The organism is Candidatus Thiothrix phosphatis, from assembly GCF_035668035.1.
GTDB classification, from domain to species: Bacteria; Pseudomonadota; Gammaproteobacteria; order Thiotrichales; family Thiotrichaceae; genus Thiothrix; species Thiothrix phosphatis.
Genome location: NZ_JAYMYJ010000133.1, coordinates 24,043 through 47,081, shown reverse-complemented (window position 1 = coordinate 47,081; position 23,039 = coordinate 24,043). Strand labels below are relative to the sequence as shown.

Below are 23,039 nucleotides of genomic sequence, written 5' to 3'. Positions count from 1 at the left end.
GGATTAAATCTTCCTCGCCACTTCGATGCGCTCGTAGCATTCGATCTGGTCACCCTTGCGCACGTCCGTGTAATCCTTGACCGCGATGCCACATTCAGTACCCATTGCCACTTCCTTCACATCGTCGCGGTGGCGGCGCAGGGATTCAAGCTCACCTTCAAAAATCACCACGTTGTCGCGCAAGATGCGGATCGGGTTGCCGCGCCGCACCACGCCATCCACCACCAAGCAACCAGCCACTTGGCCAAAACCAGAGGCACGGAAAACATCGCGCACTTCCGCCAGGCCGACGAAGACTTCGCGCACTTCCGGCGACAGCAGGCCGCTCATGGCTTCCTTCACATCGTTGATGACATCGTAAATGATGCTGTAGTAACGGATTTCCACCTCAGCATCCGCCGCCGCCTTGCGCGCACTGGCGTCCGCCCGCACGTTGAAGGCCACAATGATGGCTTTGGATGCTTCCGCCAAGCCCACATCGCTTTCGTTGATGCCGCCAACGCCGGAAGACAATACCCGGACTTCGACTTCATCGGTGGAAAGTTTCAGCAATTCACTGCGGATAGCCTCCACACTGCCCTGCACATCCGCCTTGACCAGCAGGTTGACCTGCGCACGCGAACCCGCCTGCATCTGGCTGAACAGGTTATCAAGCTTGGAACTGCTTTGCGCGGCGAAACGGCTGTCGCGCAGTTTTTCACGCCGCAATTCAGCAATATCCTTGGCCTTGCGCTCGTCATCCAGGACGATGACCTCATCGCCTGCCTCCGGCGCTGCGGACAAACCGAGCACGGCGACCGGAATGGAGGGGCCTGCTTCCTTGACCGGACGGCCACGTTCATCAAACATGGCGCGCACCCGCCCGTATTCAGCGCCGCACAACAGCAGATCACCCCGTTTCAGGGTGCCGCTGCGCACCAGGATGGTGGCGACCGCTCCACGGCCTTTTTCCACACTGGCCTCGATCACATTGCCTTGCGCGGGCGCATCAACCGGCGCGCGCAATTCCTGCACCTCGGCGACCAGCAGCAGGGTTTCCAGCAACTCGTCAATCCCCTGGCCGGTTTTGGCGGAAACACGCGCCACTGGCACATCACCGCCCCATTCTTCGGTCAAAACATCATTCTGGGAAAGCTCGCTCAACACCCGTTCAGGATCTGCTGCCGGTTTGTCGATCTTGTTGATCGCCACCACCAATGGCACCCCAGCAGCCTTGGCGTGCTGGATGGCTTCCTTGGTCTGGGGCATGACGCCATCATCCGCCGCCACAATCAACACCACGATGTCCGTCACCTGCGCGCCCCGTGCACGCATTTTGGAGAAAGCAGCGTGACCAGGCGTATCCAAAAACGTCACCGTGCCATGATCAGTGTCGACATGGTAAGCGCCAATGTGTTGGGTAATGCCGCCCGCTTCGCCCGCTGCCACACGGGTTGCGCGGATATAGTCCAATAGTGAGGTCTTGCCGTGGTCGACATGCCCCATAATGGTCACGACGGGTGGACGCGACAACACCTCATAATCGGCATTTTGATCCACCATCGCCGCCAGCATGGAGGCGTCGTCCATTTCCCGCAACGGCTTGGCCTTATGACCCAGCTCTTCCGTCACCAGAATGGCCGTGTCCTGATCAATGGATTGGTTGATGGTGACCATCATGCCCATCTTCATCATGGCCTTGATGATTTCGGTGGCACGGATTGCCAGTTTTTGCGCCAAATCAGAGACGATGATGGTAGGGGGAATCTCAATTTCACGGATGACGGGAGCTGTCGGCTTTTCAAACCCATGCTTGGCTTGCTGACGCACATCCGGCTTAACGGCTTCGCGTTTGCCTGCTTTCTTTTTACCAGAACGATTGGCGGCTGGAACATGCAGTTCTTCACGGCTACGTCCCCCCACCTTATTCTTGACCACTTTTTTAACGGTCTTTTTATCATTGCTACGTTCAGGATCCGTATACCGCTCTGGGTTGAAAGGCTCCTGCGCAACAACATCTGGCTCACTGGTGTCGGCCACTTCACGCGGTGCCAAAGAATGTTTCGGCTTGGCTTTGGATGGACGGCGTTTCAAAGCCGCAGCAGCTTCTTCACGGGCGGCGGCGGCCACTACTTCACGTTGCTCTTTGGCGCTCAATGTCTCACTAGGCTCCGTATTACCAACATTCGCCTCTTCTGCAGAAATATCAGTGTCCACTTCTTCGACGCTGACTTCAACCATTTCCTCAGCCTTTTCTTCCAGCTCCGGCTGGGCAGGCGCTTCAGCACTAGCGGCAGCTTCAACCACCGGTTCTGCCATAACTCCCTCAGTCTCCAGTTCCGGGACTTCTTCAACTGGAACCGCAGCAACAGGCGGCGCCTCCTCCTCCGGCAGCGCCGCCACAGCTTGCGGACGCTGTTGTTCCAGACGTTGCGTCTCCAACTGACGGCGTTCCTGTTCAGCTTTCTGGATCAAAGCTTCACGAGCCTTGCGTTCAGCCGTCAGCTGACGTGCCAGTTCTTCGGTTCGGCTGACCCGTTGCTCCACCGGCACCGCAGGCTGGGCAGCAGCCGCTTGTTCAGGGGATTTGCCAGGCCCGGCCGAAATGGTTTTCTTGCGCCTGACCTCCACGCTGACAGTTTTTCCGCGAGAACCTGCATTTACCGTCATTTCACTGGTGGAGCGACGTTTGAGGGTGATTTTGTTGGCGTTGCCGCCGCTCACCGGAGTCCCGCCCTGGCGAATATACGCCAGCAGCCTCAGCTTCTGCGCATCGGTAATCCATGCATCAGGGCCATCAACCTGAATACCAGCATCCTGTAACTGCTTGAGCAGAACTTCAACGGGGGCATTGATTATCTCGGCAAGTTTCTTGATTGCTATGTCCGACATTGTATTCCTCCCGCAGAATTAACCTTCTGCCTTGTCATCAGCCGCGAACCATGGTTCCCGCGCCTTCATTATCAAATTGGCGGCGCGGGTTTCATCAATCCCGGTCAGCTCCATCAACTCATCCACTGACTGTTCAGCCAGATCTTCCATCGTGCAAACACCGCCACCCGCCAGCTTGAAAGCCAGCTCATCATCCATGCCATCCATATGCAACAGGTCTGCTGCCGGAAGGTGGCTATCCTGTGATATTGCTTGTGACAACAGCGCTGTCTGGGCGCGATCACGCAATTCATTGATTATGTTTTCATCAAAACCTTCGATTTCCATAAATTCTTCAATGGGAACGTAGGCAACCTCTTCCAGTGTGGAAAAGCCTTCTTCCACCAGAATGACAGCGACCTCTTCATCAACATCCAGTTTTTCCATGAACAGATTGACGATAGCCTGCTGCTCGGCCTGGGTCTTGGCTTCGGCATCCTCCACGCTCATCACGTTGAGCGTCCAGCCAGTCAGTTCGCTGGCCAGTCGCACATTCTGGCCGCCACGGCCGATGGCCTGCGACAACTTGTCCGCGTCCACGCCGATGTCCATGGTTTTGGCTTCTTCATCCACCACGATGGAAAGCACTTCCGCCGGTGCCATTGCGTTCATGACATAGGTGGCAATGTCTTCATTCCACAATACAATATCGACGCGTTCTTTACCGCCCAATTCATTGGTGACCGTCTGGATGCGGGATCCACGCATGCCAACACAAGCCCCAATCGGGTCAATGTTGGGCAGATTGGCGCGCACCGCCACCTTGGCACGAGAACCCGGATCGCGCGCCGCACCCATAATGTCGATCATTTCTTGATTGATCTCAGGAACTTCCAGTTTCATCAACTCAATCAGGAAATTCACGTCAGAACGGCTAACGACGATCTGCGGGCCACGGGCATCCTGGCGAATCTCTTTCAGATACCCCCTCACCCGCGCCCCGACATGCAACATTTCACCCGGCACCATTTCTTCACGCAGGATGAAGGCTTCAGCATTCTCACCCAAATCCAGCGTCACACCCTTCCGGTCTGCACGCTTGACCACGCCCATGATCAATTGGCCGATACGATCGCGGTAAGCTGACACCACCTTTTCCCGCTCGGCTTCCCGCACCTTGGCGACAATCACCTGTTTGGCGGTTTGAGCGGCAATGCGGCCAAATTCGACTGATGGAATGGACTCTTCAACATAATCGCCAATATCCACATCCAACCCGCGGTTCTTGGCGTAGCTTTGTAGAATCTGCCGTTCCGGACTTTCGAATTCGGGATCCTCATCATCCATCACCTTCCAACGACGAAATGTCTCATAGTCACCGGTTTGCCGGTTGACTGAAACGCGCGCATCCATACCCATGCCGTAACGCTTGCGGGTGGCCATCGCCAGTGCAGTTTCCACAGCCTGGAAAATCAATTCTTTGCTGACATTTTTCTCATTGGAAACTGCATCAACAACATAGAGAATTTCTTTGTTCATGTGTGCTTACCGCCCTTACGCTGAGGTCGAATATCCAATACCAGTCTCCCGCGATCAATCAAATCATAGGGAATTTCGTATGTGTTGCCTTCTACTAGCATGGCAATGTGGGTATCGTTCGCATCCGTCAATTCACCAACAAAGTTGCGGCGCTTTTCCACCGGCAAACGAGTGCGCACTTTGACCTGATGTCCAAGATAACGGATGTAGTGCGCCGGGATGAACAATACCCGGTCAAGTCCGGGGGAAGACACTTCAAGAATATAGGCGACAGGAATCAAGTCCTCAACATCCAGCGCCGCACTCAACTGGTTACTGACAATGCTGCAATCATCCACTGTAATGCCCTGATCAGCATCAATGAAAATACGCAATAGGGCACTCTCTTTTTGTGGGCGATATTCATACCCCCACAAATCATAACCGAGCCCGGTTACGGTCGTATTGATCAGTGTATCCAGTTGTTCTTGCATTAATTTCTTCGCACCTTCCTGTGCCGCAGATAATAAAAAAGCCCCTGGTAGGGGCCTTTTTGTATTTGGTAGCGGGGGCAGGATTTGAACCTGCGACCTTCGGGTTATGAGCCCGACGAGCTGCCAGACTGCTCCACCCCGCATCAGAGGTGTGAACTATAGAGAAAAGAGCCAGGACTTGCAAGGGATATTCGCCAGAAAATGAAATTAGCGAACGTAACGGTAAACAAACCCAGGAAAAGCGAACACCATGAACAAAAAAAACGTCACCCAGTAAAACTCCCAGTCTTGAGCGTGTAGGGATCCCATTGCCCGCTGCTCCAACAACAAACCAAGCCCTCCTGCAACCACATACAAAGCCAACCATTCCAGCAGCCTCACCCACACCGGCTTACGCTCACATTGCAAAACCAAAAAGCAACGCTGGCTCAACCACGGCAGGTTAGCCATCAACAAGGCGACAGCGAGAAAAACCCATTGCAGTGACGGCAAGCTCATAGGCTTGAGTTCATCGCCAGATAACAAATGCTCATCAATGCGCTTGGGAAAATCCCCAACAGCACCATGAGAATGCCATTAATGCTGATCAACACATTAAAATCCAGTTCCGCGTTGACAGCCCCGACATTTTCCGGCGGCGCATCGAAGTACATCATCTTGATGGCACGCAAATAATAGAATGCGCCAATCACTGACATCACCACCATAAACACCGCAGGCCACAGATAACCGGCATGCATGACTGACTGGATGATCGACAATTTCGCGTAGAAACCAACAGTAGGTGGAATTCCCGCCATGGAAAACAAAAACAGCATCATGATGAATGCATACCAAGGGTTACGCTCATTCAACCCTTTAAGATCATCCAGCGATTCCGCCTCAAACCCGTCCCTACTTAACAGTATCAGGATGGCGAAAGCACCCGCTGACATCATGGTATAAGTGATGGTGTAGAACAAGGCCGCACTATAACCATCTTTGGTTCCTGTCAATGCCCCCAACAGAATAAAGCCCATATGGGCAATGGTGGAATAGGCCAGCATCCGTTTGAGGCTGAGTTGCGCGATCGCCACCAAATTGCCGAGAAAGACAGACAACAACCCAAATACCAGCAACAATTGCCCCCAGCCAGCTTGGGCAGCCCCCATGGACTCCGCCAGCACACGCAACAACATAGCCAACGCCGCCACTTTCGGCACACTGCCAAGGAACATGGTGACGGCTGTTGGTGCGCCCTGATAAACGTCGGGTACCCACATGTGGAATGGCACAGCACCAAACTTGAAGGAAATGCCCGCCACGATAAACACCAGCGAGAACAACAATGGCATGTTTTGCAGGACATTCTGGGATTTGATGTATTCCAACACTCCAGCGATTTCCAAACGGCCACTCAGCCCATACAGGATGGAGATGCCGTACAGCAACAACCCGGAAGCAACAGCGCCCAACACAAAATACTTCATCGCCGCTTCAGTAGAGCGCCCGTCGTCACGATTAAACGCCACCAGCGCGTACATGGACAAGGCCTGCAACTCCAACCCCAGATACACAACCAGCAGGTTGTTGGCAGATGCCATCACCAACATCCCCAACACGGCGAACAACCCTAACAAATAAAACTCACCCTGCCAGATATTTTTATCCTTCAAATACTTACGCGCATAGACAAAAACACCAAATGTCAGCAGCAGGATGGTTATCTTCAGGACGCCAGCCAGATCATCACGGACATACATCCCATACAGGCCAGTAATCTTGTCACCGTCCATCGCCCCGTAAGCCAGCAAGGCCGTTGCCAGCACAGCCACCTGAGTCAACAGGTAGGTAATCATCCGGCTGTTATCGCGCAGGAAGAGGTCAATCAGCAAAATGAGGCAGATGGTGCTCAACAGGAAGATTTCCGGCATTGCAATTGCAATATTCATTTATTGGCACCCCCCCACGAATCCCGTACACACTTTACTTTGCAAGGCCTGGGACAACAGGTTTTCAATTGACTTCTCCATCACATCTGTCAAAGGCTGAGGCCACAAGCCCAACACCAACACTGCAACCGCCAGCACCGCCAACATGCTGAACTCACGCTTGCCAATATCTTGTAGCTTGGCGACCTCCTCATTTCGGACATCACCGAACATGACGCGCTTCACCAGCCACAATGTGTAGGCCGCCCCCACGATCAAAGTGGTCGCCGCCAGGAAAGCAACCCAAGGGCTGGCGCGGAAACTCGCCAAGATCACCATGAACTCACCCACAAAACCAGAGGTGCCCGGCAAGCCGGTATTGGCCATTGCAAACAACACATACAGGGCTGCAAACACCGGCATCCGATTGGCCACGCCACCATAGGCATTGATGTCGCGGGTATGCATCCGGTCGTACAGCACGCCGATACAAAGGAACATCGCGCCGGAAATGAAACCATGCGACACCATCTGCACCATGCCACCCTGCATGGCCAAGATAGCGCTGTTCATACCATTGTCGCTGCTGCCTTGCGCCTTGGCTGCAATCATGTAAACCACAAAGAAACCCAGGGTCACGAAACCCATATGCGCGATGGAGGAATACGCCACCAGCTTCTTCATGTCCTGCTGCACCAATGCGACGAAACCGATATAGACCACGGCGGTCAGCGACATAAAGATCACCAGCCAATCCAGATGTTCAGCCGCATCCGGCACAATTGGCAGGGCGAACCGCAGAAAAGCGTACCCCCCCACCTTCAAGGTGATCGCCGCCAATATAACTGAGCCTCCGGTTGGCGCTTCCACATGCGCATCGGGCAACCAAGTATGCACCGGCCACATAGGCACTTTCACCCCAAACGCCAACAAGAAAGACAGGAAAACCAAAACCTGAGCCGTCATGCCAATCGGCAGTTTCTGCAAATCAGCCACCGCAAAACTGGCGGTGAACCCAGGCGTATCCCCACCCAGCTGATACAGGTAGATCAGGCTGATCAGCAGGAACACTGACCCGAAAAAGGTGTAGAGGAAAAATTTGATGCTGGCGTAAACCCGGCGCGCCCCACCCCATATGCCGATGATCAGGAACAGCGGAATCAACATCCCCTCGAAGAAGATGTAGAACAGCATGGCGTCGAGGGAGGCAAACACCCCGTTCACCAACCCTTCCATAATCAGGAAAGCCGCCAGATACTGGGAAATCCGATATTGGATCACCTCCCAGCCAGCGATCACCACCAATACCGTGATAAAGGTGTTCAACAAAATCAACGGCATGGAAATGCCATCAACACCCAAATGGTAGTTGATGTTGAATGACTCCACCCACGGCAACAGCTCGCTAAACTGCATGGCCGCTGTCGTGCGGTCGAAGCCGGTATACAACGGCAGGCTAAGCAAAAAGGCCAAAACAGCAACGCCCAGCGCAAACTGTCTGGAGCCAGAGCGGTCGCCGACAATCAAGACACCCAGACCGCCGACGATCGGCAGCCAGATCAGAAAACTCAGTATTGGCAAATCAAGCATGTTGTATTTCCAGGTAGAACCAAGGCGCTTATCTGAAGAACAGGAACCAAGTCAGCATCACCAGGATGCCCGCCACCATTGAGAAGGCGTAATGGTATAGATAACCTGTCTGAAGATGTCGCATCAGACCGGAAAACCATCCCACCACTTTAGCCGATCCGTTCACGATCAAGCCGTCAATCACCAACCGCTCACCAAACGCCATCAACCCGTTGCCCAGACCGACAGAACCTTTGGCGAACACTTCCTGATTGAAATCGTCCATGTAATATTTCCGGTCCAGCAGGGTATGCAGCCAGCGGAACTTGTCATACGCCCAACGGGCAATGGCGTCATCTTTCATATAGATGTACCAAGCAGACGCCAAGCCTGCCATCGCCAACCAGAAAGGCGGTGCCATCAGGCCATGCAGGATGAAACTGAACACACCATGGAATTCCTTGCTGATTTCTTCAATCCCATTGTGTGCTGACAGCCAAGAACCCCAGCCTGGATCGAAGCTGTGCGCTGCATCATTGACGTAAATGGAGGAATGGAAAAACTCCCCCACCACCATGGGATCCAACCAATACCCAGCCAACACGGAAGGGATCGCCAGCATGATCAAGGGTATGGTCACCACCCATGGGGACTCGTGCGGCGTGCCGCCACCATGACCATGATCATCATGATGTCCGTGGTCATCACCATGGGCATGGCCATGCGTATCAAAACGCTCCTGCCCATGGAACACCAGGAAAAACATCCGGAAGCTGTAAAATGCTGTCACAAACACACCCAGCAACACCAGCGTATAGGCATAACCCGCCGCACCCAGATGCGACTCGTGCACCGCCTCAATAATCAGATCCTTGGAGAAGAATCCAGAAAAACCAGGGAACCCAATCAATGCCAATGAGCCAATCAGGGAAGTCCAGTAAGTGATCGGCATGTATTTTTTCAGGCCACCCATCTTACGGATGTCTTGCTCATGATGCATGGCGATAATCACTGAACCTGCCGCCAAGAACAACAGCGCCTTGAAAAACGCATGCGTCATCAGGTGGAAAACCGCCGCCGAATACGCTGACGCGCCCAACGCCACAGTCATATAACCCAACTGGGACAAAGTGGAATACGCCACCACCCGCTTGATGTCGTTCTGGATGACACCAATCAGTCCCATGAAAAACGCCGTGGTAGCGCCAATCACCAAAATCAGGTTCAGGGCGGTGTCGGACAATTCGAAAATCGGTGACATACGCGCCACCATGAAAATACCCGCAGTCACCATGGTCGCCGCATGGATCAGGGCCGAAATTGGCGTCGGGCCTTCCATGGAATCTGGCAGCCACACATGCAACGGCACCTGCGCTGATTTGCCCATCGCACCGATGAACAGCAAGATGGAAATCAGCGTCACCACATTCCAATTCCAACCGTCAAAAATCTGGATGACAGAACCCGCCACATCACGGATACGGGTAAAGGCTTCCACATAATCCAGCGTCCCGCAGTACATCAACACGGTGGCAATCCCTAGCAGGAAACCGAAATCGCCGACACGGTTCACCAAGAACGCCTTCATATTGGCGTAAATTGCCGAATCCTTCTTGAACCAGAAACCGATCAACAGGTAGGACACCAGCCCTACAGCCTCCCAGCCAAAAAACAGCTGCAAGAAGTTGTTGCTCATGACCAGCATCAGCATAGAAAAGGTGAACAGTGAAATATAGCTGAAGAAACGTTGGTAGCCGGGGTCATCATGCATATAGCCAATGGTGTAGATATGCACCATCAAGGACACAAAGGTCACCACCAGCATCATCATTGCGCTCAGGTTATCGAGCAAAAAGCCGACCTCAAAGCGGATATCGCCGATCACCGCCCAAGTGTACACCGTGCCGTTGTAAACATGGCCATTCGCCATGACATCAATCGCCACCACCAGCGACAGCACAAAGGCGATGGCCACGCCCACAATCGTCACCCAATGGGCACCTTTCCGTCCGATCTTCCAGCCAAACAGGCCCGCGATGATTGCCCCCAACAAAGGCGCAAGCGGAATTGCCGTGTAAATCGATTCCATTCCCTTACCCCTTCATTGCGTCAAGTTCTTGGACATTGATAGTGCGCCGGTTACGGAATAGCGTCACCAGTATCGCCAGGCCGATCGCCGCCTCAGCCGCTGCCACGGTCAGGATAAAGAACACAAACACCTGCCCGGCCATATCCCCCAAATAATAGGAAAAGGCGACAAAATTCATGTTCACTGACAACAACATCAACTCTATGCACATCAGCAAGACCAGCATGTTCTTGCGATTCAGGAACATGCCAGCGACACTGATGGAAAACAGCACAGCGGCGACAATCAGAAAATGCGACAAAGGGATCATGCTCGTTTACTCGCTTCTCTCGGACTTCATTTTGACCAAGCGCACCCGGTCGGCACGGCGCACCTGCACTTGCTGGGATATATCCTGTTTCCTGGCATCAGGACGGCGGCGCAAAGTCAGGACAATCGCGGCGATAATCGCCACCACCAGAATGACCGCAGCGATCTCGAATGGATACACATATTCGGTATACAGCAATGAACCCAAGGCTTCAGTATTGTTGGCAGGCGCTGGTGCAGCCGGATAAGGCGCTTGGAACGGCCCACTGTTCACAACCAAGATCATTTCCACCGCCACCACTACAGCAACCAGCAAACCAATTGGCAAATACCGCGTAAATCCTTCCTTCAGCAAGTCAAGATTCAAGTCCAGCATCATGATGACGAACAGGAACAACACCATGACCGCGCCCACATACACCAACACCAGCACAATGCCGAGGAACTCCGCCTCCAGCAACAACCACAATGCGGAACTGGTAAAAAAGCACAGGATCAGGCTCAACGCCGCATACACCGGATTGCGGACAGTGACCAGATTGACCGCTGCCGCCACCAACGTAGCGGAGAACAGGTAAAAAATGAGTTGTTCGAATGTCATATCTTCACTTGATTCCTTGACTTATCGGTATGGTGCGTCGGCCGCCTTCATCTTGGCGATTTCCGCTTCGTACTTATCGCCCACCGCCAGCAGCTTGTCCTTGGTCTGGATGTTCTCACCACGATTCTCGAAGTGATATTCAAAAATATCCGTCTCGACAATAGCGTCCACCGGGCAAGCTTCTTCACAAAAACCGCAATAGATGCACTTGAACATGTCGATGTCGTAGCGGGTGGTGCGGCGCGTGCCATCCGGGCGCTCTTCCAGGTCAATCGTAATCGCCAACGCTGGACACACCGCCTCACACAGCTTGCAGGCAATACAACGTTCTTCGCCATTTGGGTAACGGCGCAGCGCATGATGACCCCGGAAACGCGGCGAAATCGGCGTCTTTTCTTCCGGGTACTGAATGGTTAACTTGCGCTCAAGCAAGTACTTGCCCGTTACGCTCATGCCCTTCAGCAATTCCTGTAGGCTGAACGTCTTTACATAATGTTTCAGGTTGAAACCCATATCAGCCTCCTTACAACCACGGCTGCCAGCCGAGGGCGACCGCAATGCCTTCACCGAAGATCCAAACCAATGTCACCGGAATCAGGATCTTCCAACCCAGCCGCATGATTTGGTCATAACGGTAACGCGGGAAGGTGGCGCGGAACCAGAAAAACAGCAACATGAAGAACGAAGCCTTCAATAACAGCCAGTGAATCCCGTTGCCAAACAACAACCCGATGACGGGTGTATCGGTCAGGAATGTCAGCCCCTGAAACGGGGACAACCACCCGCCCAAGAACATCAGCGAAGTCAGCGCAGAAATCAACCACATGTTGGCGTATTCTGCCAAGAAAAAGATGGAGAACGCCATGCCGGAATATTCCACATGGAATCCAGCGACGATTTCGGATTCACCTTCCGCCACGTCGAATGGTGCCCGGTTGGTTTCTGCCACGCCAGAAATGAAATACACCAAGAACAAACCAAACAGCGGCCACACAAACCAGCTAAAAATGCTGCCGGACTGAGCCATCACAATGTCACCCAAGTTCAGGCTGCCGGACGCCATCAAGACCCCAACCAATGCAAAACCCATGGCGATTTCGTAGGAAACCATCTGTGCGCCAATACGCAGCGCCGACAGTTGCGCATACTTGGAGTTGGATGCCCAACCCGCGATGATGACCCCATACACGCCGATGGAAGTCAGTGCCAATAAAAACAGCAGACCAGCATTGACATTCGCCAGCACCATGCCATCACCAAACGGCACCACTGCCCACGCCGCAAAGGCAGGCCCCATCGCCAGTAGCGGCGCAATCAGGAACAAAAAGCGGTTGGACTTGGAGGGAACAACAATTTCCTTGAAAATCAGCTTGAACATATCCGCGAACGGCTGCAACAAGCCCTTGAAGCCAACCCTGTTCGGCCCCAAACGCACCTGCATGAAACCAATGACCTTACGCTCGGCATAAGTCGCATAGGCCACCAACAGAATAAGCGGCAGGATGATCGCCACAATCTTGAGCACGATCACCACCAGCAGCACTATCCAGTCAGGCAGAAAAATGGATAACAGGTTATTCAGAAATTCGACCATATATCACCCCGCCTTCACTATCTGGATAGAGCCAAATGCCGCGCCCAACACAGTGGACGTTTCAATACCGGCCTGCAAGCCTGCACAACCCGCTGGGACACCCGAGTCAATAGCAACGGCCAATGTGATAGGGACACCGTTTTGCGTCACCTTGACCTGATCGCCAGCAGCAACGCCAAGCTGATCAGCATCTGCCGGATTCAGGCTGACGGAAACCTCAGGAATCATGGCTTGCAAGGCTTTGGCGCGCCGCACCAACGAATCTGTACGGAACATGTGCACATCGCCGATACGTTGGAAAGTGCCTGCATCAACTTTCATCGTAGATTGGGCTGGCGCGGCGCCACTGTAGGCGTTATTGCAAATATCAGCGCCATGCAATTCCAGCTTGAGCTCGGCGGCTATTTCTTCCGTGCTCACCCAGTCAAACTCCGCCACCCCGGCGCTATTGCCAAGCACACGCAACACTTTCCAAGCCGGACGCGCATCACCCAACGGTTCGCTTGCCCCTTTAAAAGATTGCCACTGGCCTGCGGCGTTGATGAAAGTGCCGGAAGTTTCAGCAAAAGTTGCACTCGGCAGCAGTACAGTTGCATATTTACGGGTGGTTTCATCCGCAAATGGCGCAATCACAATCACGTTGTCCGCTGCGGAAAACGCCTGCATCGTCTGTTGTGGATTGGCGAAATCGCCCAATTCTGCATTTAACAGCACAAAAGTGCGCGTATTGTCATGCAGAACCTCACTCACTGGCAGACCCGCTTGCTTGAGTTCGCGGCCAGCTGACAAACGATGGGGAACCACTCCCGCAATCCATGCCCCCACGCTGTTGGCGCTTTCCGCCAGATAGCCGAATTTCGCGCCAGTTTGCTTGGCGATCTCACTCCCCAATGCCCGTAGCGCGGCAAAGTCCGGATGCTGGCTCGCCACATTGCCCAACAACACCACGGCATTGCCTGCGCCTTGCAACGCCTGCATGACCGGGTGAGAAGCGTCACTCGCTATCGTAGCCAGCGCCTGCAACATATCCGCCGGAGCAACCGCTTGCTGCCCCACCTCAAAGTTGAAGTCGAAAGCACGCGGGTTCAGCGCCATCACTTTCGCACCTTTCAAGGCAGCTTTGCGGATGCGATGGTTCAACAGCGGCTGCTCTTGCCGCACATTGGAGCCAATCAGGAAAAAGGCATCCTGCTGTTCCAGTTCAGCAATTTTTATCCCCAGATAGGGGCAAACTGGAGCCACATTTTGATCGCTGAAATCCGTTTGGCGCAGCCGATGGTCAATGTTGCGCACATTCAGGCCACGCATCAGGCGTTGGAACAGATAGAGCTCCTCCAAAGTGGAGGTTGCATTCGCCAACGCAGCCGTGCGCGCCGGATCAGCGGAACGCAGCATGTCAGCCGTCACCCCCAACGCTTCCTGCCAGCTCACTTCCCGCCACTGGCCGTTGCTTTTGAGCATCGGCTTGGTGACACGGTCAGCGCTATAGACGCCCTGATAGCTGAAACGGTCACGGTCGGAAATCCAACATTCATTGATGGCTTCGTTATCACGCGGCACAGCGCGGACAACTTCCTTGCGGAAAGAATGCAGGTGGATATTCGAGCCAACGGAATCATGCGGCGCAATCGAATCATGCGACTTCATTTCCCAAGCGCGCGCCGTATAACGCGATGGCTTGGCAGTCAGCGCACCAACTGGGCACAAGTCAATCACATTGCCGGACAATTCAGACTTGAGCGACTTTTCAATATAGGTGCCGATCAGCAAACGGTCACCACGGCCAGTCCCACCCATTTCACGCATCCCAGCGATTTCTTCGCCGAAACGCACACAGCGGGTGCACTGGATGCAACGGGTCATTTCCGTCTCAATCAGCGGCCCGATGTCCTTGTCCTTGACCACACGCTTGATTTCAGCGTATTGGGATTTGCTGTTGCCATAGCCGACAGAAATATCCTGCAATTCGCATTCACCGCCCTGATCGCAAATGGGGCAATCCAGGGGGTGATTGATCAGCAGAAATTCCATGATTGATTTCTGCGCATTCTTGGCCTTGTCGGATCGGGTCCAGAATTTCATGCCCGCCCCTACCGGAGTGGCGCAAGCAGGCACTGGTTTCCAGGACTTTTCCATCTCCACCAGACACATCCGGCAGTTGGCAGCCACTGACAATTTCTTGTGGTAGCAAAAACGTGGGATATTGATCCCGTTCTCATCAGCCACATCAATCAGCATCGCGCCTTTGCGCGCCTGCACCGGCTGGTCGTTGATCTCGATTGTGACGAACTCTTCTGCCATGGTTTACCCCTTCGCCACCATGCTACGGCCATGCTGGACGTAGTATTCAAATTCTTCGCGGAAGTGCTTGACGAAACTCCACACCGGCATCGCCGCCGCTTCACCCAAAGCGCAAATGGAGCGCCCTTCGATGTTATGGGAAATCTCCTCCAGCCGCGCGACGTCTTCCATCTTGCCTTTGCCTTCCACAATACGGGTCAGCATCCGGTACAGCCAGCCGGTGCCTTCGCGACATGGCGTGCATTGGCCGCAGGACTCGGAAAAGTAGAAACGTGAAATGCGCTGCAACACCTTCACCATATCGGTCGTTTCATCCATCACGATCACAGCGCCGGAACCAAGGTAGGAACCCGCTTTGGCGATGGTGTCGTAGTCCATGGACAGACCCATCATCACATCACCCGGCAACACCGGAACCGAGGAACCACCAGGGATGACCGCTTTCAGCTTGTGGCCGTTACGCACCCCGCCCGCCATTGCCAGCAGCTCGGAAAATGGCGTCCCCATCGGGATCTCGAAGTTGCCCGGACTATTCAGATGGCCGGACATGGAGAAGAGCTTTTCACCACCAGAATTCGCCACACCCATGTCAGCAAACCACTTGCCGCCATTACGCATAATCGCCGGGATGGAGGACAGCGTTTCGGTATTGTTGATGGTGGTCGGGCGGCCATACAAACCGAAACTGGCCGGAAAGGGCGGCTTGAAACGTGGCTGGCCTTTCTTGCCTTCCAACGACTCCAGCAGCGCGGTTTCCTCGCCGCATACATAAGCGCCAGCGCCCAAGGTGCCGTGCAGGTCGAAATCCACTCCGGAACCCTGAATATTCCTGCCCAGCAAGCCCAATTCGTAGGCTTCCTTCACCGCCTGCTCAAAGCGGATGAACGGCTCATCCATAAATTCGCCGCGCATGTAGTTGTAACCAACCGTTGCACCGATGCTGTAACCGGCGATTGCCATGCCTTCCACCAACGCATGCGGGTTGAAACGCAGGATGTCGCGATCCTTGCAAGTGCCCGGCTCGGATTCGTCCGAGTTGCAGACAATGTATTTCTGCCCCGGCATGTTGCGTGGCATAAAGCTCCACTTCATCCCGGTCGGGAAACCTGCACCGCCACGGCCACGCAGGCCGGATGACTTGATGTTTTCGATGATGTCTTCGGCAGAGGTTTTTTCCGCAAGGATTTTTTTCCATGCGGAATAGCCGCCGATTTTCAGGTAGCTTTCCAGCGTGTGAGCCTGGTCGCCGAATTGTTTGGTGGTGAAACAGACCTGATTTGCCATGCGCTTACTCCAGCCCGTCCAGAATCTCATCCACCTTTGCCGGGGTGAGATCAGTGTGGTACACGTGGTTGACCTGCATCATCGGCGCGCTGCTGCAGGCGGCAAGACACTCTTCCTCCATTTTGAGGAAAAACTTGCCGTCCGGCGTCGCCTCACCCAGCTTGACACCCAGCTTTTTCTCAATATGTTCCAGAATCTGGTCAGAACCGCACAACATGCAGGAAACGTTGGTGCAAACCGAAATGCTGTATTTCGCCGCCGCTTTGGCCTCCAGTTCAAACATGGAGTAGAAGCTGGCGACTTCATAGACAGCTATTTCTGGCAACGATAAATAATCGGCCACTGCATCCATCTTTTCGCGGGACAGATAATGGTCTTCATGCATCACCGCACGCAGGGCGGCCAATAATGCCGACTGTTTGCGCTCTTCCGGATAGCGATTGAGCCAGCTATCAATTTCCTCACGCTCGTGATGGCTGAGGAGGTCGCTTTTGCGTTTGAGTTCAGTCATCAGCGGTCAACCTCCCCAAATACAATATCCATGGTTCCGATAATCGCCACCACATCCGCCAGCATATGTCCCTTGGTGACCTCATCCATACCAGACAGGTGGGCGAAACCGGGCGCACGCACTTTCAGCCGGTACGGTTTGTTGGCTCCATCAGACACGATATAGCAACCAAACTCGCCTTTCGGATGTTCAACGGCGGCATAGGCTTCGCCTTCCGGCAAACAGTAGCCTTCCGTCATCAGTTTGAAGTGCTGAATCAGCGCCTCCATATCTTCTTTCATATCCGTGCGTTTTGGCGGCGTAATCTTGGCGTCTTCCAGCATGACCGGCCCTGGGTTTTTACGCAGCCAAGCAATACATTGCCTGATGATACGGTTGGACTGGCGCATTTCTTCGACCCGCACCAGATAGCGGTCATAGCTATCACCCTGTACGCCGACCGGAATGTCAAAATCCACCTTGTCATAAGCCGCGTAAGGCTGTTTTTTGCGTAAATCCCACGCCACGCCGGAGCCGCGCAGCATTGGCCCCGAGAACCCAAGTTGTAGGGCACGTTCTGGCGACACGACGCCGATGCCGACCAATCGCTGTTTCCAAATACGGTTGTCAGTCAGCAGCGTTTCGTATTCATCCACACAAGCAGGAAAACGGTTAGTAAAGTCCGCCAGGAAATCCAGCAATGACCCTCTACGATTTGCGTTCAGCCGCCTGGCTTCCTCTTCGCTGCGAAAACGGTTTGGCTTAAATTGCGGCATAGAATCCGGTAAGTCCCGGTACACACCACCTGGGCGATAATAGGTCGCATGCAAGCGCGCACCAGAGACAGCCTCATAAACATCCATCAGGTCTTCACGCTCACGGAAAGCGTACAGGAACATGGTCATTGCACCCACGTCCAGCGCATGCGCGCCTATCCACAGCAGATGGTTGAGGATGCGGGTGACCTCATCAAACATGGTGCGGATATAAAGCGCTCGCTCCGGCGCAGTAATCCCCAGCAGTTTTTCAATCGCCAACACATAACCATGCTCGTTGCACATCATGGACACATAATCAAGACGATCCATGTAGCCAATGCTTTGGTTATAGGGCTTGCTTTCCGCCAATTTCTCAGTGCCCCGGTGCAGCAGGCCGATATGCGGGTCAGCACGGACGATACTTTCACCATCCATTTCCAACACTAACCGCAACACACCATGCGCTGCCGGGTGTGCCGGACCAAAGTTCAGCGTAAAGTTGCGAATTTCAGGCATTAGTCGTTGTGCTCCTCTGCCGGGGAGAATCGCTGATCATGGCGGATGGTGCGCGGCACCAACACCCGCGGATCAATGGATACTGGCTCATAAACAACACGCCGCTGTTCAGCGTCATAACGCATTTCCACTTGGCCAATCAATGGGAAATCCTTGCGGAATGGGTGCCCTACGAAACCATAGTCGGTCAGGATACGGCGCAGGTCAGGATGGCCTGTAAACATGATGCCAAACAAATCAAAGGCTTCACGCTCATACCAATTGGCTGAACTCCAGATATCAACCAAAGAGGGAACCACAGGGAAATCATTATCTTCGCACCAAGTGCGGATACGGATTCGCAAATTGTGGGAAACAGACAACAAATGCACCACCACGGCAAACCGCTTGCCCGCCACATCCAATGGCTTTTCTTCGCCAAAATCAAATGGATCCGCATCATTGGCCTGTACGGCGCGGCTGAAACCGCTACGGGTTGCAGTGGTCACATCCCACTCAGCATCACCATGGGTGAGATAATCGACACCGCAAAGATCCGTCAGTTGGGCACAGTCCAGCATTTCATTGTGGCGCAGGAAGCGGCACACCTCCAGCCATTGGCCAACAGGCACCTCCAGCGTCAACTCATTCAAAGCAAACTTGGTGGCGGAGAGTTTGTCGCCTAACCTTTCTTTCAAGTAATCCTGGATGAATTCGAGTGATACAGTCATGGATTTACCGCGCTATGGTATTGGTTCGACGGATTTTGTTTTGCAGCTGGATAATACCGTACAACAATGCTTCTGCTGTTGGAGGGCATCCTGGCACATAAATGTCAACCGGCACAATGCGGTCACAACCACGCACCACTGCATAGGAGTAATGGTAATACCCACCTCCGTTGGCACAGGAACCCATCGAAATCACCCAACGCGGCTCCGCCATCTGGTCATAAACCTTACGCAAGGCTGGCGCCATTTTATTGGTCAACGTTCCCGCCACAATCATCACGTCGGACTGACGCGGACTGGGACGAAACACAATGCCAAAGCGGTCAAGGTCATAACGCGCAGCACCAGCATGCATCATTTCCACCGCACAGCAGGCAAGGCCAAACGTCATCGGCCAAAGCGAACCAGTTCGCGCCCAATTAATCAACTTGTCGGCGGTCGTGGTAACAAAGCCTTTTTCCAAAACTCCCTCTATTCCCATTCCAGCGCCCCTTTCTTCCACTCGTAAATGAAGCCAACAATCAGGATAGTCAGGAAAATCCCCATTGCAACAATGCCAAACACACCAATTTTGTCCAGCACGACCGCCCACGGGAACAAAAATGCGATTTCCAGGTCGAAGATGATGAACAGGATGGCGACAAGATAATAACGCACATCGAACTTCATGCGCGCATCTTCGAAAGCGGGGAAGCCGCACTCAAACGGCGAGTCTTTTTCCGCATCAGGGCGGCGCGGACCTGCGAGCAACCCCAACCCCAACAATATTATTGCCAAAGCAAAACCTACTGCCAGAAAAACAAGAATAGGAAGATACTCTCCCAGCATAACAACTCCTAATGGAAACCGTTCGCGCGGATTTCCTCACTTGCAGTTATCTGTCGGCATAGCTACAAACCCACACAACTTGAACCATTGCCCATCGCCAGCAGGAACGCAAACAGCGCCTAAACGACGGACTCCTCCTAAGCGGGCATCCTTAAACTGTACCAGCAATACCACTCTTTTCGGGTAGGATCAACCAGTCACAAAAGAAACAACGAATTTGCAACCAACATTGTCAACACTCTCTGCCGTATAATAGCAGATATGAATAAAAATTCCGTAAAATTGTCGACAACCTTACGAAAACGAACAAAATTTAATCTATCAATAATCAAGAAAAAGCCCGCCATTCAAAATGAAACGGGCTCTTTGCATATGGTACCGACGACCGGACTCGAACCGGTACAGCTTTCGCCACTACCCCCTCAAGATAGCGTGTCTACCAATTCCACCACGTCGGCAAAGCAGGCAGGCATTGTACTCCACTATTGTTTTTCTTGCACGGTCTTTTCCCCGCCTTGAGCCTGACCCGCGCCTACTCCAACACCTGTTGTATTTGCCTCTTCTGCAGGCACCTTTGGCTCAGGCTGGCTCACTTCCTGAACAGGAGCATCCGGCTTGCCGGACACGCCAACCCCACCACTAGGCGGCACTAACGGCACATCGCCTTCCTGTGGCTTGCCAGCAGCATTCTCACCAGGAGCAGGAGGCACATCTCCAGATGGGGCGACCGGCGCAACCTCCGGCTTCTTGGCATCCACATGAGCCGACGAATCCATGATGCTACCGCCTTTTATAGTCTGCCCTGATGCCAAAAACGCCAACGTAATGGAGTTCAGGAAAAAAACTGTCGCCAGGATTGCGGTAGCCCTACTCAAAAAATTGGCTGACCCACGCGCCCCAAACACCGTACCCGAAGCGCCACTTCCAAATGCCGCGCCCGCATCAGCACCCTTGCCCTGCTGCATCAGCACCAGCACAATAATACCCACAGAAACAACAACCTGAACAATCAGTAAGACGTGATATAACATAAAGCTTCTGGTTAACCTTAGTTACCGGCTTGGCAAATGGCCAGAAATTCTTTCGCATCCAAAGATGCGCCACCAATCAGGCCACCATCAATATCCGGCATTGCAAACAATTCAGCGGCATTCGCGCCTTTGACACTACCGCCATACAAAATCTGTAATTCGGCCGCCACGGCTTCATTCAGCCCGGCAATTTTGCCACGAATGAAAGCATGCACATCCTGCGCCTGCTGAGGCGTAGCCGTTTTGCCCGTACCAATAGCCCAAACAGGCTCATACGCGACCACTCCGTCCGCCAACGCATCCACGCCTTCCAGAGCAATCACTGCATTCAACTGGCGCTCGACCACCTGTTCGGTAACGCCTGCTTCACGCTCCGCCAACGTTTCACCCACACAAAGGATTGGCGTCAGGCCATGCTTACGGGCGGCCGCAAACTTGCGGGCCGTATCTTCATCCTTTTCACCATACAACGCACGACGCTCGGAGTGGCCAACGATAACATATTTGCAACCAAACTCCCTCAACATCGGCCCAGAAACCTCTCCAGTGAATGCGCCGGTGTCTTGCTCTGCAATATCCTGCGACCCCCAACCAACCTGGCTTTCCGTCAATAGATTTTGCACCATGGGAATATAAACATAGGGCGCACAGACTGCGACCGCCACCTTATCCAGCCCATTCATCCCCGCCAGGATTCCACCAAGCAAAGAGTCGATACTTGCCTTGGAGCCATTAAGCTTCCAGTTGCCAGCCACCAGATTTTGACGCATGATTTCACCTCTCCTTCAAAGCAAGGGCGAAAGAGTACCTGCATAAGCCTTGGAAATCAATCTTCATTCCGGACAGGTCAGGCGGCGGCGCGCACAGCACTGGCAATTTCCTCCGCCAACAGAGCCGTTTCGTGAATGTCCTCACCCTCCACCATCACCCGGATCAGCGGCTCAGTGCCAGAAGCACGTAACAACACCCGCCCACGGCTTCCCAATTGCTGCTCAACCTGACGGACTGCATCCTGAATTGGCACCGACTCATCCAAATTGATTTTCTGTCGAGTCGGGACATTAATCAGGGTTTGCGGGTATTTGGACATGACTTTTTTCAGCTCACACAATGGCTTGCCAGTTGCGCGCATCGCCCGCAGCACTTGTAGGGCTGCAATGATCCCATCACCTGTCGTAATAAAATTGCGCACAATAATGTGCCCGGATGACTCCCCTCCCAATTGGCAGTCATATTCGTTCATCTGCTCAAGAACATAGCGGTCGCCAACCTTAGCCCGATGGAACGGAATGTCCAAAGCGCGAATGGCCTTTTCCAACCCCAGATTGCTCATCAAAGTGCCAACCACCCCACCTTGCAACTTGCCCTCACTATGGCGATGCTGGGCAATGACCGCCAGCACCTCATCGCCATCCACAACCTGACCAAGATGGTCAACCATAATGAGACGGTCGCCGTCACCATCCAGCGCCACACCAACATCTGCGCGGTAACGCAACACCGCCTCACACAAGCCATCCACATGGGTGGCGCCACAGTGATCATTGATATTTAAGCCATCAGGGACATTGCCAATGGCGATCACTTCCGCCCCCAGCTCGCTAAACACATCAGGCGCAACATGATACGTAGCGCCGTTGGCGCAATCCACCACCATCCGCAGCCCCTTGAGCGAAACATTATTAGGCAATGCACGCTTGCAGAACTCAATGTAACGCCCCGCCGCATCCTTGGCGCGCTCCACCTTACCCAGCTCATCGGAAGATACGGTTTTGAAATCCTTGTCCAGCCAGCTTTCGATCTCCTCTTCAACCGCATCCGGCAATTTGGTTCCATCACCGGAAAAGAACTTCAAGCCATTGTCGTCATAAGGATTATGCGAAGCACTGATGACGATACCGGCAGAAGCACGAAACGCACGGGTCAAGTAAGCGACAGCTGGCGTCGGCATCGGCCCCAGCAAGCGGATATTGACGCCCGCCGCCACCAACCCCGCCTGCAGAGCGGATTCCAGCATATAACCTGAAATACGGGTATCCTTGCCTATCAACACCAGCGGGTGACCATTGCTGGTCAAAACCTTGCCTGCCGCCCAGCCCAGCTTCAATACAAAATCCGGCGTCATAGGATAGCGGCCAATTTTGCCGCGGATGCCATCAGTGCCAAAATATTTTCTTGCCATTTCCC

The 23,039-nt window shown here is 53.6% G+C and carries 21 protein-coding genes and 2 tRNA genes; all 23 read right to left on the bottom strand.

What is annotated here, in order from left to right:
* Positions 1-3: 3 nt before the first annotated feature.
* The 23 genes from infB to glmM all read right to left on the bottom strand — a co-directional run bounded on the left by infB (position 4) and on the right by glmM (position 23,034).
* The gene (infB, locus tag VSS37_RS15740) at positions 4-2,871 is read right to left on the bottom strand and encodes a translation initiation factor IF-2 (RefSeq protein ID WP_324696728.1); all 2,868 of its coding nucleotides are present in this window, start codon (positions 2,869-2,871) and stop codon (positions 4-6) included.
* A gap of 18 nt (positions 2,872-2,889) precedes the next feature.
* Positions 2,890-4,389, bottom strand: coding sequence for a transcription termination factor NusA (gene nusA / locus VSS37_RS15735; protein WP_324696726.1), 1,500 nt, complete (start codon positions 4,387-4,389; stop codon positions 2,890-2,892).
* Entirely contained in the window at positions 4,386-4,862 is a 477-nt protein-coding gene (gene rimP, locus VSS37_RS15730; RefSeq protein WP_324696724.1) for a ribosome maturation factor RimP, read from the bottom strand. Before rimP ends, nusA begins: the two co-directional genes overlap by 4 nt.
* A gap of 66 nt (positions 4,863-4,928) precedes the next feature.
* Positions 4,929-5,005: transfer RNA gene (locus VSS37_RS15725), tRNA-Met, on the bottom strand.
* A gap of 64 nt (positions 5,006-5,069) precedes the next feature.
* Positions 5,070-5,360: a DUF2818 family protein gene (locus VSS37_RS15720; RefSeq protein ID WP_324696722.1), complete on the bottom strand. Its 291-nt coding sequence runs from the start codon at positions 5,358-5,360 to the stop codon at positions 5,070-5,072.
* Positions 5,357-6,793 carry an NADH-quinone oxidoreductase subunit NuoN gene (nuoN, locus tag VSS37_RS15715; RefSeq protein WP_324696720.1) on the bottom strand — a complete coding sequence of 479 codons (1,437 nt, stop codon included), beginning with the start codon at positions 6,791-6,793 and terminating at the stop codon, positions 5,357-5,359. Before nuoN ends, VSS37_RS15720 begins: the two co-directional genes overlap by 4 nt.
* On the bottom strand, positions 6,794-8,362 hold the full coding sequence (locus VSS37_RS15710; RefSeq protein WP_324696719.1) for an NADH-quinone oxidoreductase subunit M: 1,569 nt from the start codon (positions 8,360-8,362) through the stop codon (positions 6,794-6,796).
* Positions 8,363-8,390: 28 nt separating this feature from the next.
* Entirely contained in the window at positions 8,391-10,430 is a 2,040-nt protein-coding gene (nuoL, locus tag VSS37_RS15705) for an NADH-quinone oxidoreductase subunit L (RefSeq protein WP_324696717.1), read from the bottom strand.
* Positions 10,431-10,434: 4 nt separating this feature from the next.
* Positions 10,435-10,740 (bottom strand): NADH-quinone oxidoreductase subunit NuoK, encoded by a 306-nt coding sequence (gene nuoK / locus VSS37_RS15700; protein ID WP_324696715.1) that lies wholly within the window; start codon positions 10,738-10,740, stop codon positions 10,435-10,437.
* Between the two features lie 6 nt (positions 10,741-10,746).
* Positions 10,747-11,340 carry an NADH-quinone oxidoreductase subunit J gene (locus VSS37_RS15695; protein ID WP_324696713.1) on the bottom strand — a complete coding sequence of 198 codons (594 nt, stop codon included), beginning with the start codon at positions 11,338-11,340 and terminating at the stop codon, positions 10,747-10,749.
* A gap of 21 nt (positions 11,341-11,361) precedes the next feature.
* Entirely contained in the window at positions 11,362-11,853 is a 492-nt protein-coding gene (gene nuoI / locus VSS37_RS15690; RefSeq protein ID WP_324696711.1) for an NADH-quinone oxidoreductase subunit NuoI, read from the bottom strand.
* Between the two features lie 10 nt (positions 11,854-11,863).
* The gene (gene nuoH, locus VSS37_RS15685) at positions 11,864-12,934 is read right to left on the bottom strand and encodes an NADH-quinone oxidoreductase subunit NuoH (RefSeq protein WP_324696710.1); all 1,071 of its coding nucleotides are present in this window, start codon (positions 12,932-12,934) and stop codon (positions 11,864-11,866) included.
* Between the two features lie 3 nt (positions 12,935-12,937).
* On the bottom strand, positions 12,938-15,235 hold the full coding sequence (gene nuoG, locus VSS37_RS15680; RefSeq protein WP_324696709.1) for an NADH-quinone oxidoreductase subunit NuoG: 2,298 nt from the start codon (positions 15,233-15,235) through the stop codon (positions 12,938-12,940).
* Positions 15,236-15,238: 3 nt separating this feature from the next.
* Positions 15,239-16,519 carry an NADH-quinone oxidoreductase subunit NuoF gene (gene nuoF / locus VSS37_RS15675; RefSeq protein ID WP_324696707.1) on the bottom strand — a complete coding sequence of 427 codons (1,281 nt, stop codon included), beginning with the start codon at positions 16,517-16,519 and terminating at the stop codon, positions 15,239-15,241.
* A gap of 4 nt (positions 16,520-16,523) precedes the next feature.
* The gene (locus VSS37_RS15670) at positions 16,524-17,030 is read right to left on the bottom strand and encodes an NADH-quinone oxidoreductase subunit NuoE family protein (RefSeq protein WP_324696705.1); all 507 of its coding nucleotides are present in this window, start codon (positions 17,028-17,030) and stop codon (positions 16,524-16,526) included.
* Complete coding sequence (locus VSS37_RS15665) at positions 17,030-18,283, bottom strand: NADH-quinone oxidoreductase subunit D (RefSeq protein ID WP_324696702.1); 1,254 nt, start codon at positions 18,281-18,283, stop codon at positions 17,030-17,032. Before VSS37_RS15665 ends, VSS37_RS15670 begins: the two co-directional genes overlap by 1 nt.
* Positions 18,283-18,993, bottom strand: coding sequence for an NADH-quinone oxidoreductase subunit C (locus tag VSS37_RS15660; protein WP_324696701.1), 711 nt, complete (start codon positions 18,991-18,993; stop codon positions 18,283-18,285). The genes VSS37_RS15665 and VSS37_RS15660 overlap by 1 nt, the downstream gene beginning before the upstream one ends.
* A gap of 4 nt (positions 18,994-18,997) precedes the next feature.
* Positions 18,998-19,474, bottom strand: coding sequence for a NuoB/complex I 20 kDa subunit family protein (locus VSS37_RS15655; protein ID WP_324696699.1), 477 nt, complete (start codon positions 19,472-19,474; stop codon positions 18,998-19,000).
* Positions 19,465-19,821, bottom strand: coding sequence for an NADH-quinone oxidoreductase subunit A (gene ndhC, locus VSS37_RS15650; protein ID WP_324696697.1), 357 nt, complete (start codon positions 19,819-19,821; stop codon positions 19,465-19,467). The genes VSS37_RS15655 and ndhC overlap by 10 nt, the downstream gene beginning before the upstream one ends.
* A gap of 373 nt (positions 19,822-20,194) precedes the next feature.
* Positions 20,195-20,279 (bottom strand) — tRNA-Leu (locus VSS37_RS15645).
* Between the two features lie 24 nt (positions 20,280-20,303).
* Positions 20,304-20,810 (bottom strand): preprotein translocase subunit SecG, encoded by a 507-nt coding sequence (secG, locus tag VSS37_RS21930; protein ID WP_445971497.1) that lies wholly within the window; start codon positions 20,808-20,810, stop codon positions 20,304-20,306.
* A gap of 59 nt (positions 20,811-20,869) precedes the next feature.
* Positions 20,870-21,622 carry a triose-phosphate isomerase gene (gene tpiA / locus VSS37_RS15635; protein ID WP_324696693.1) on the bottom strand — a complete coding sequence of 251 codons (753 nt, stop codon included), beginning with the start codon at positions 21,620-21,622 and terminating at the stop codon, positions 20,870-20,872.
* Between the two features lie 77 nt (positions 21,623-21,699).
* Positions 21,700-23,034, bottom strand: coding sequence for a phosphoglucosamine mutase (glmM, locus tag VSS37_RS15630; RefSeq protein WP_324696692.1), 1,335 nt, complete (start codon positions 23,032-23,034; stop codon positions 21,700-21,702).
* Positions 23,035-23,039 lie beyond the last annotated feature (5 nt).

Bases quoted from the DNA above. Each gene is read 5' to 3' on its own strand.
- VSS37_RS15720 (WP_324696722.1), bottom strand. From the start codon at position 5,360: ATGAGCTTGCCGTCACTGCAATGGGTTTTTCTCGCTGTCGCCTTGTTG.
- glmM (WP_324696692.1), bottom strand. From the start codon at position 23,034: ATGGCAAGAAAATATTTTGGCACTGATGGCATCCGCGGCAAAATTGGC.
- nuoH (WP_324696710.1), bottom strand. From the start codon at position 12,934: ATGGTCGAATTTCTGAATAACCTGTTATCCATTTTTCTGCCTGACTGG.
- VSS37_RS15660 (WP_324696701.1), bottom strand. From the start codon at position 18,993: ATGACTGTATCACTCGAATTCATCCAGGATTACTTGAAAGAAAGGTTA.
- rimP (WP_324696724.1), bottom strand. From the start codon at position 4,862: ATGCAAGAACAACTGGATACACTGATCAATACGACCGTAACCGGGCTC.
- infB (WP_324696728.1), bottom strand. From the start codon at position 2,871: ATGTCGGACATAGCAATCAAGAAACTTGCCGAGATAATCAATGCCCCC.
- VSS37_RS15670 (WP_324696705.1), bottom strand. From the start codon at position 17,030: ATGACTGAACTCAAACGCAAAAGCGACCTCCTCAGCCATCACGAGCGT.
- VSS37_RS15695 (WP_324696713.1), bottom strand. From the start codon at position 11,340: ATGACATTCGAACAACTCATTTTTTACCTGTTCTCCGCTACGTTGGTG.
- nusA (WP_324696726.1), bottom strand. From the start codon at position 4,389: ATGAACAAAGAAATTCTCTATGTTGTTGATGCAGTTTCCAATGAGAAA.
- nuoI (WP_324696711.1), bottom strand. From the start codon at position 11,853: ATGGGTTTCAACCTGAAACATTATGTAAAGACGTTCAGCCTACAGGAA.
- VSS37_RS15710 (WP_324696719.1), bottom strand. From the start codon at position 8,362: ATGCTTGATTTGCCAATACTGAGTTTTCTGATCTGGCTGCCGATCGTC.
- ndhC (WP_324696697.1), bottom strand. From the start codon at position 19,821: ATGCTGGGAGAGTATCTTCCTATTCTTGTTTTTCTGGCAGTAGGTTTT.
- VSS37_RS15665 (WP_324696702.1), bottom strand. From the start codon at position 18,283: ATGCCTGAAATTCGCAACTTTACGCTGAACTTTGGTCCGGCACACCCG.
- nuoF (WP_324696707.1), bottom strand. From the start codon at position 16,519: ATGGCAAATCAGGTCTGTTTCACCACCAAACAATTCGGCGACCAGGCT.
- nuoN (WP_324696720.1), bottom strand. From the start codon at position 6,793: ATGAATATTGCAATTGCAATGCCGGAAATCTTCCTGTTGAGCACCATC.
- VSS37_RS15655 (WP_324696699.1), bottom strand. From the start codon at position 19,474: ATGGGAATAGAGGGAGTTTTGGAAAAAGGCTTTGTTACCACGACCGCC.
- nuoG (WP_324696709.1), bottom strand. From the start codon at position 15,235: ATGGCAGAAGAGTTCGTCACAATCGAGATCAACGACCAGCCGGTGCAG.
- nuoL (WP_324696717.1), bottom strand. From the start codon at position 10,430: ATGGAATCGATTTACACGGCAATTCCGCTTGCGCCTTTGTTGGGGGCA.
- tpiA (WP_324696693.1), bottom strand. From the start codon at position 21,622: ATGCGTCAAAATCTGGTGGCTGGCAACTGGAAGCTTAATGGCTCCAAG.
- nuoK (WP_324696715.1), bottom strand. From the start codon at position 10,740: ATGATCCCTTTGTCGCATTTTCTGATTGTCGCCGCTGTGCTGTTTTCC.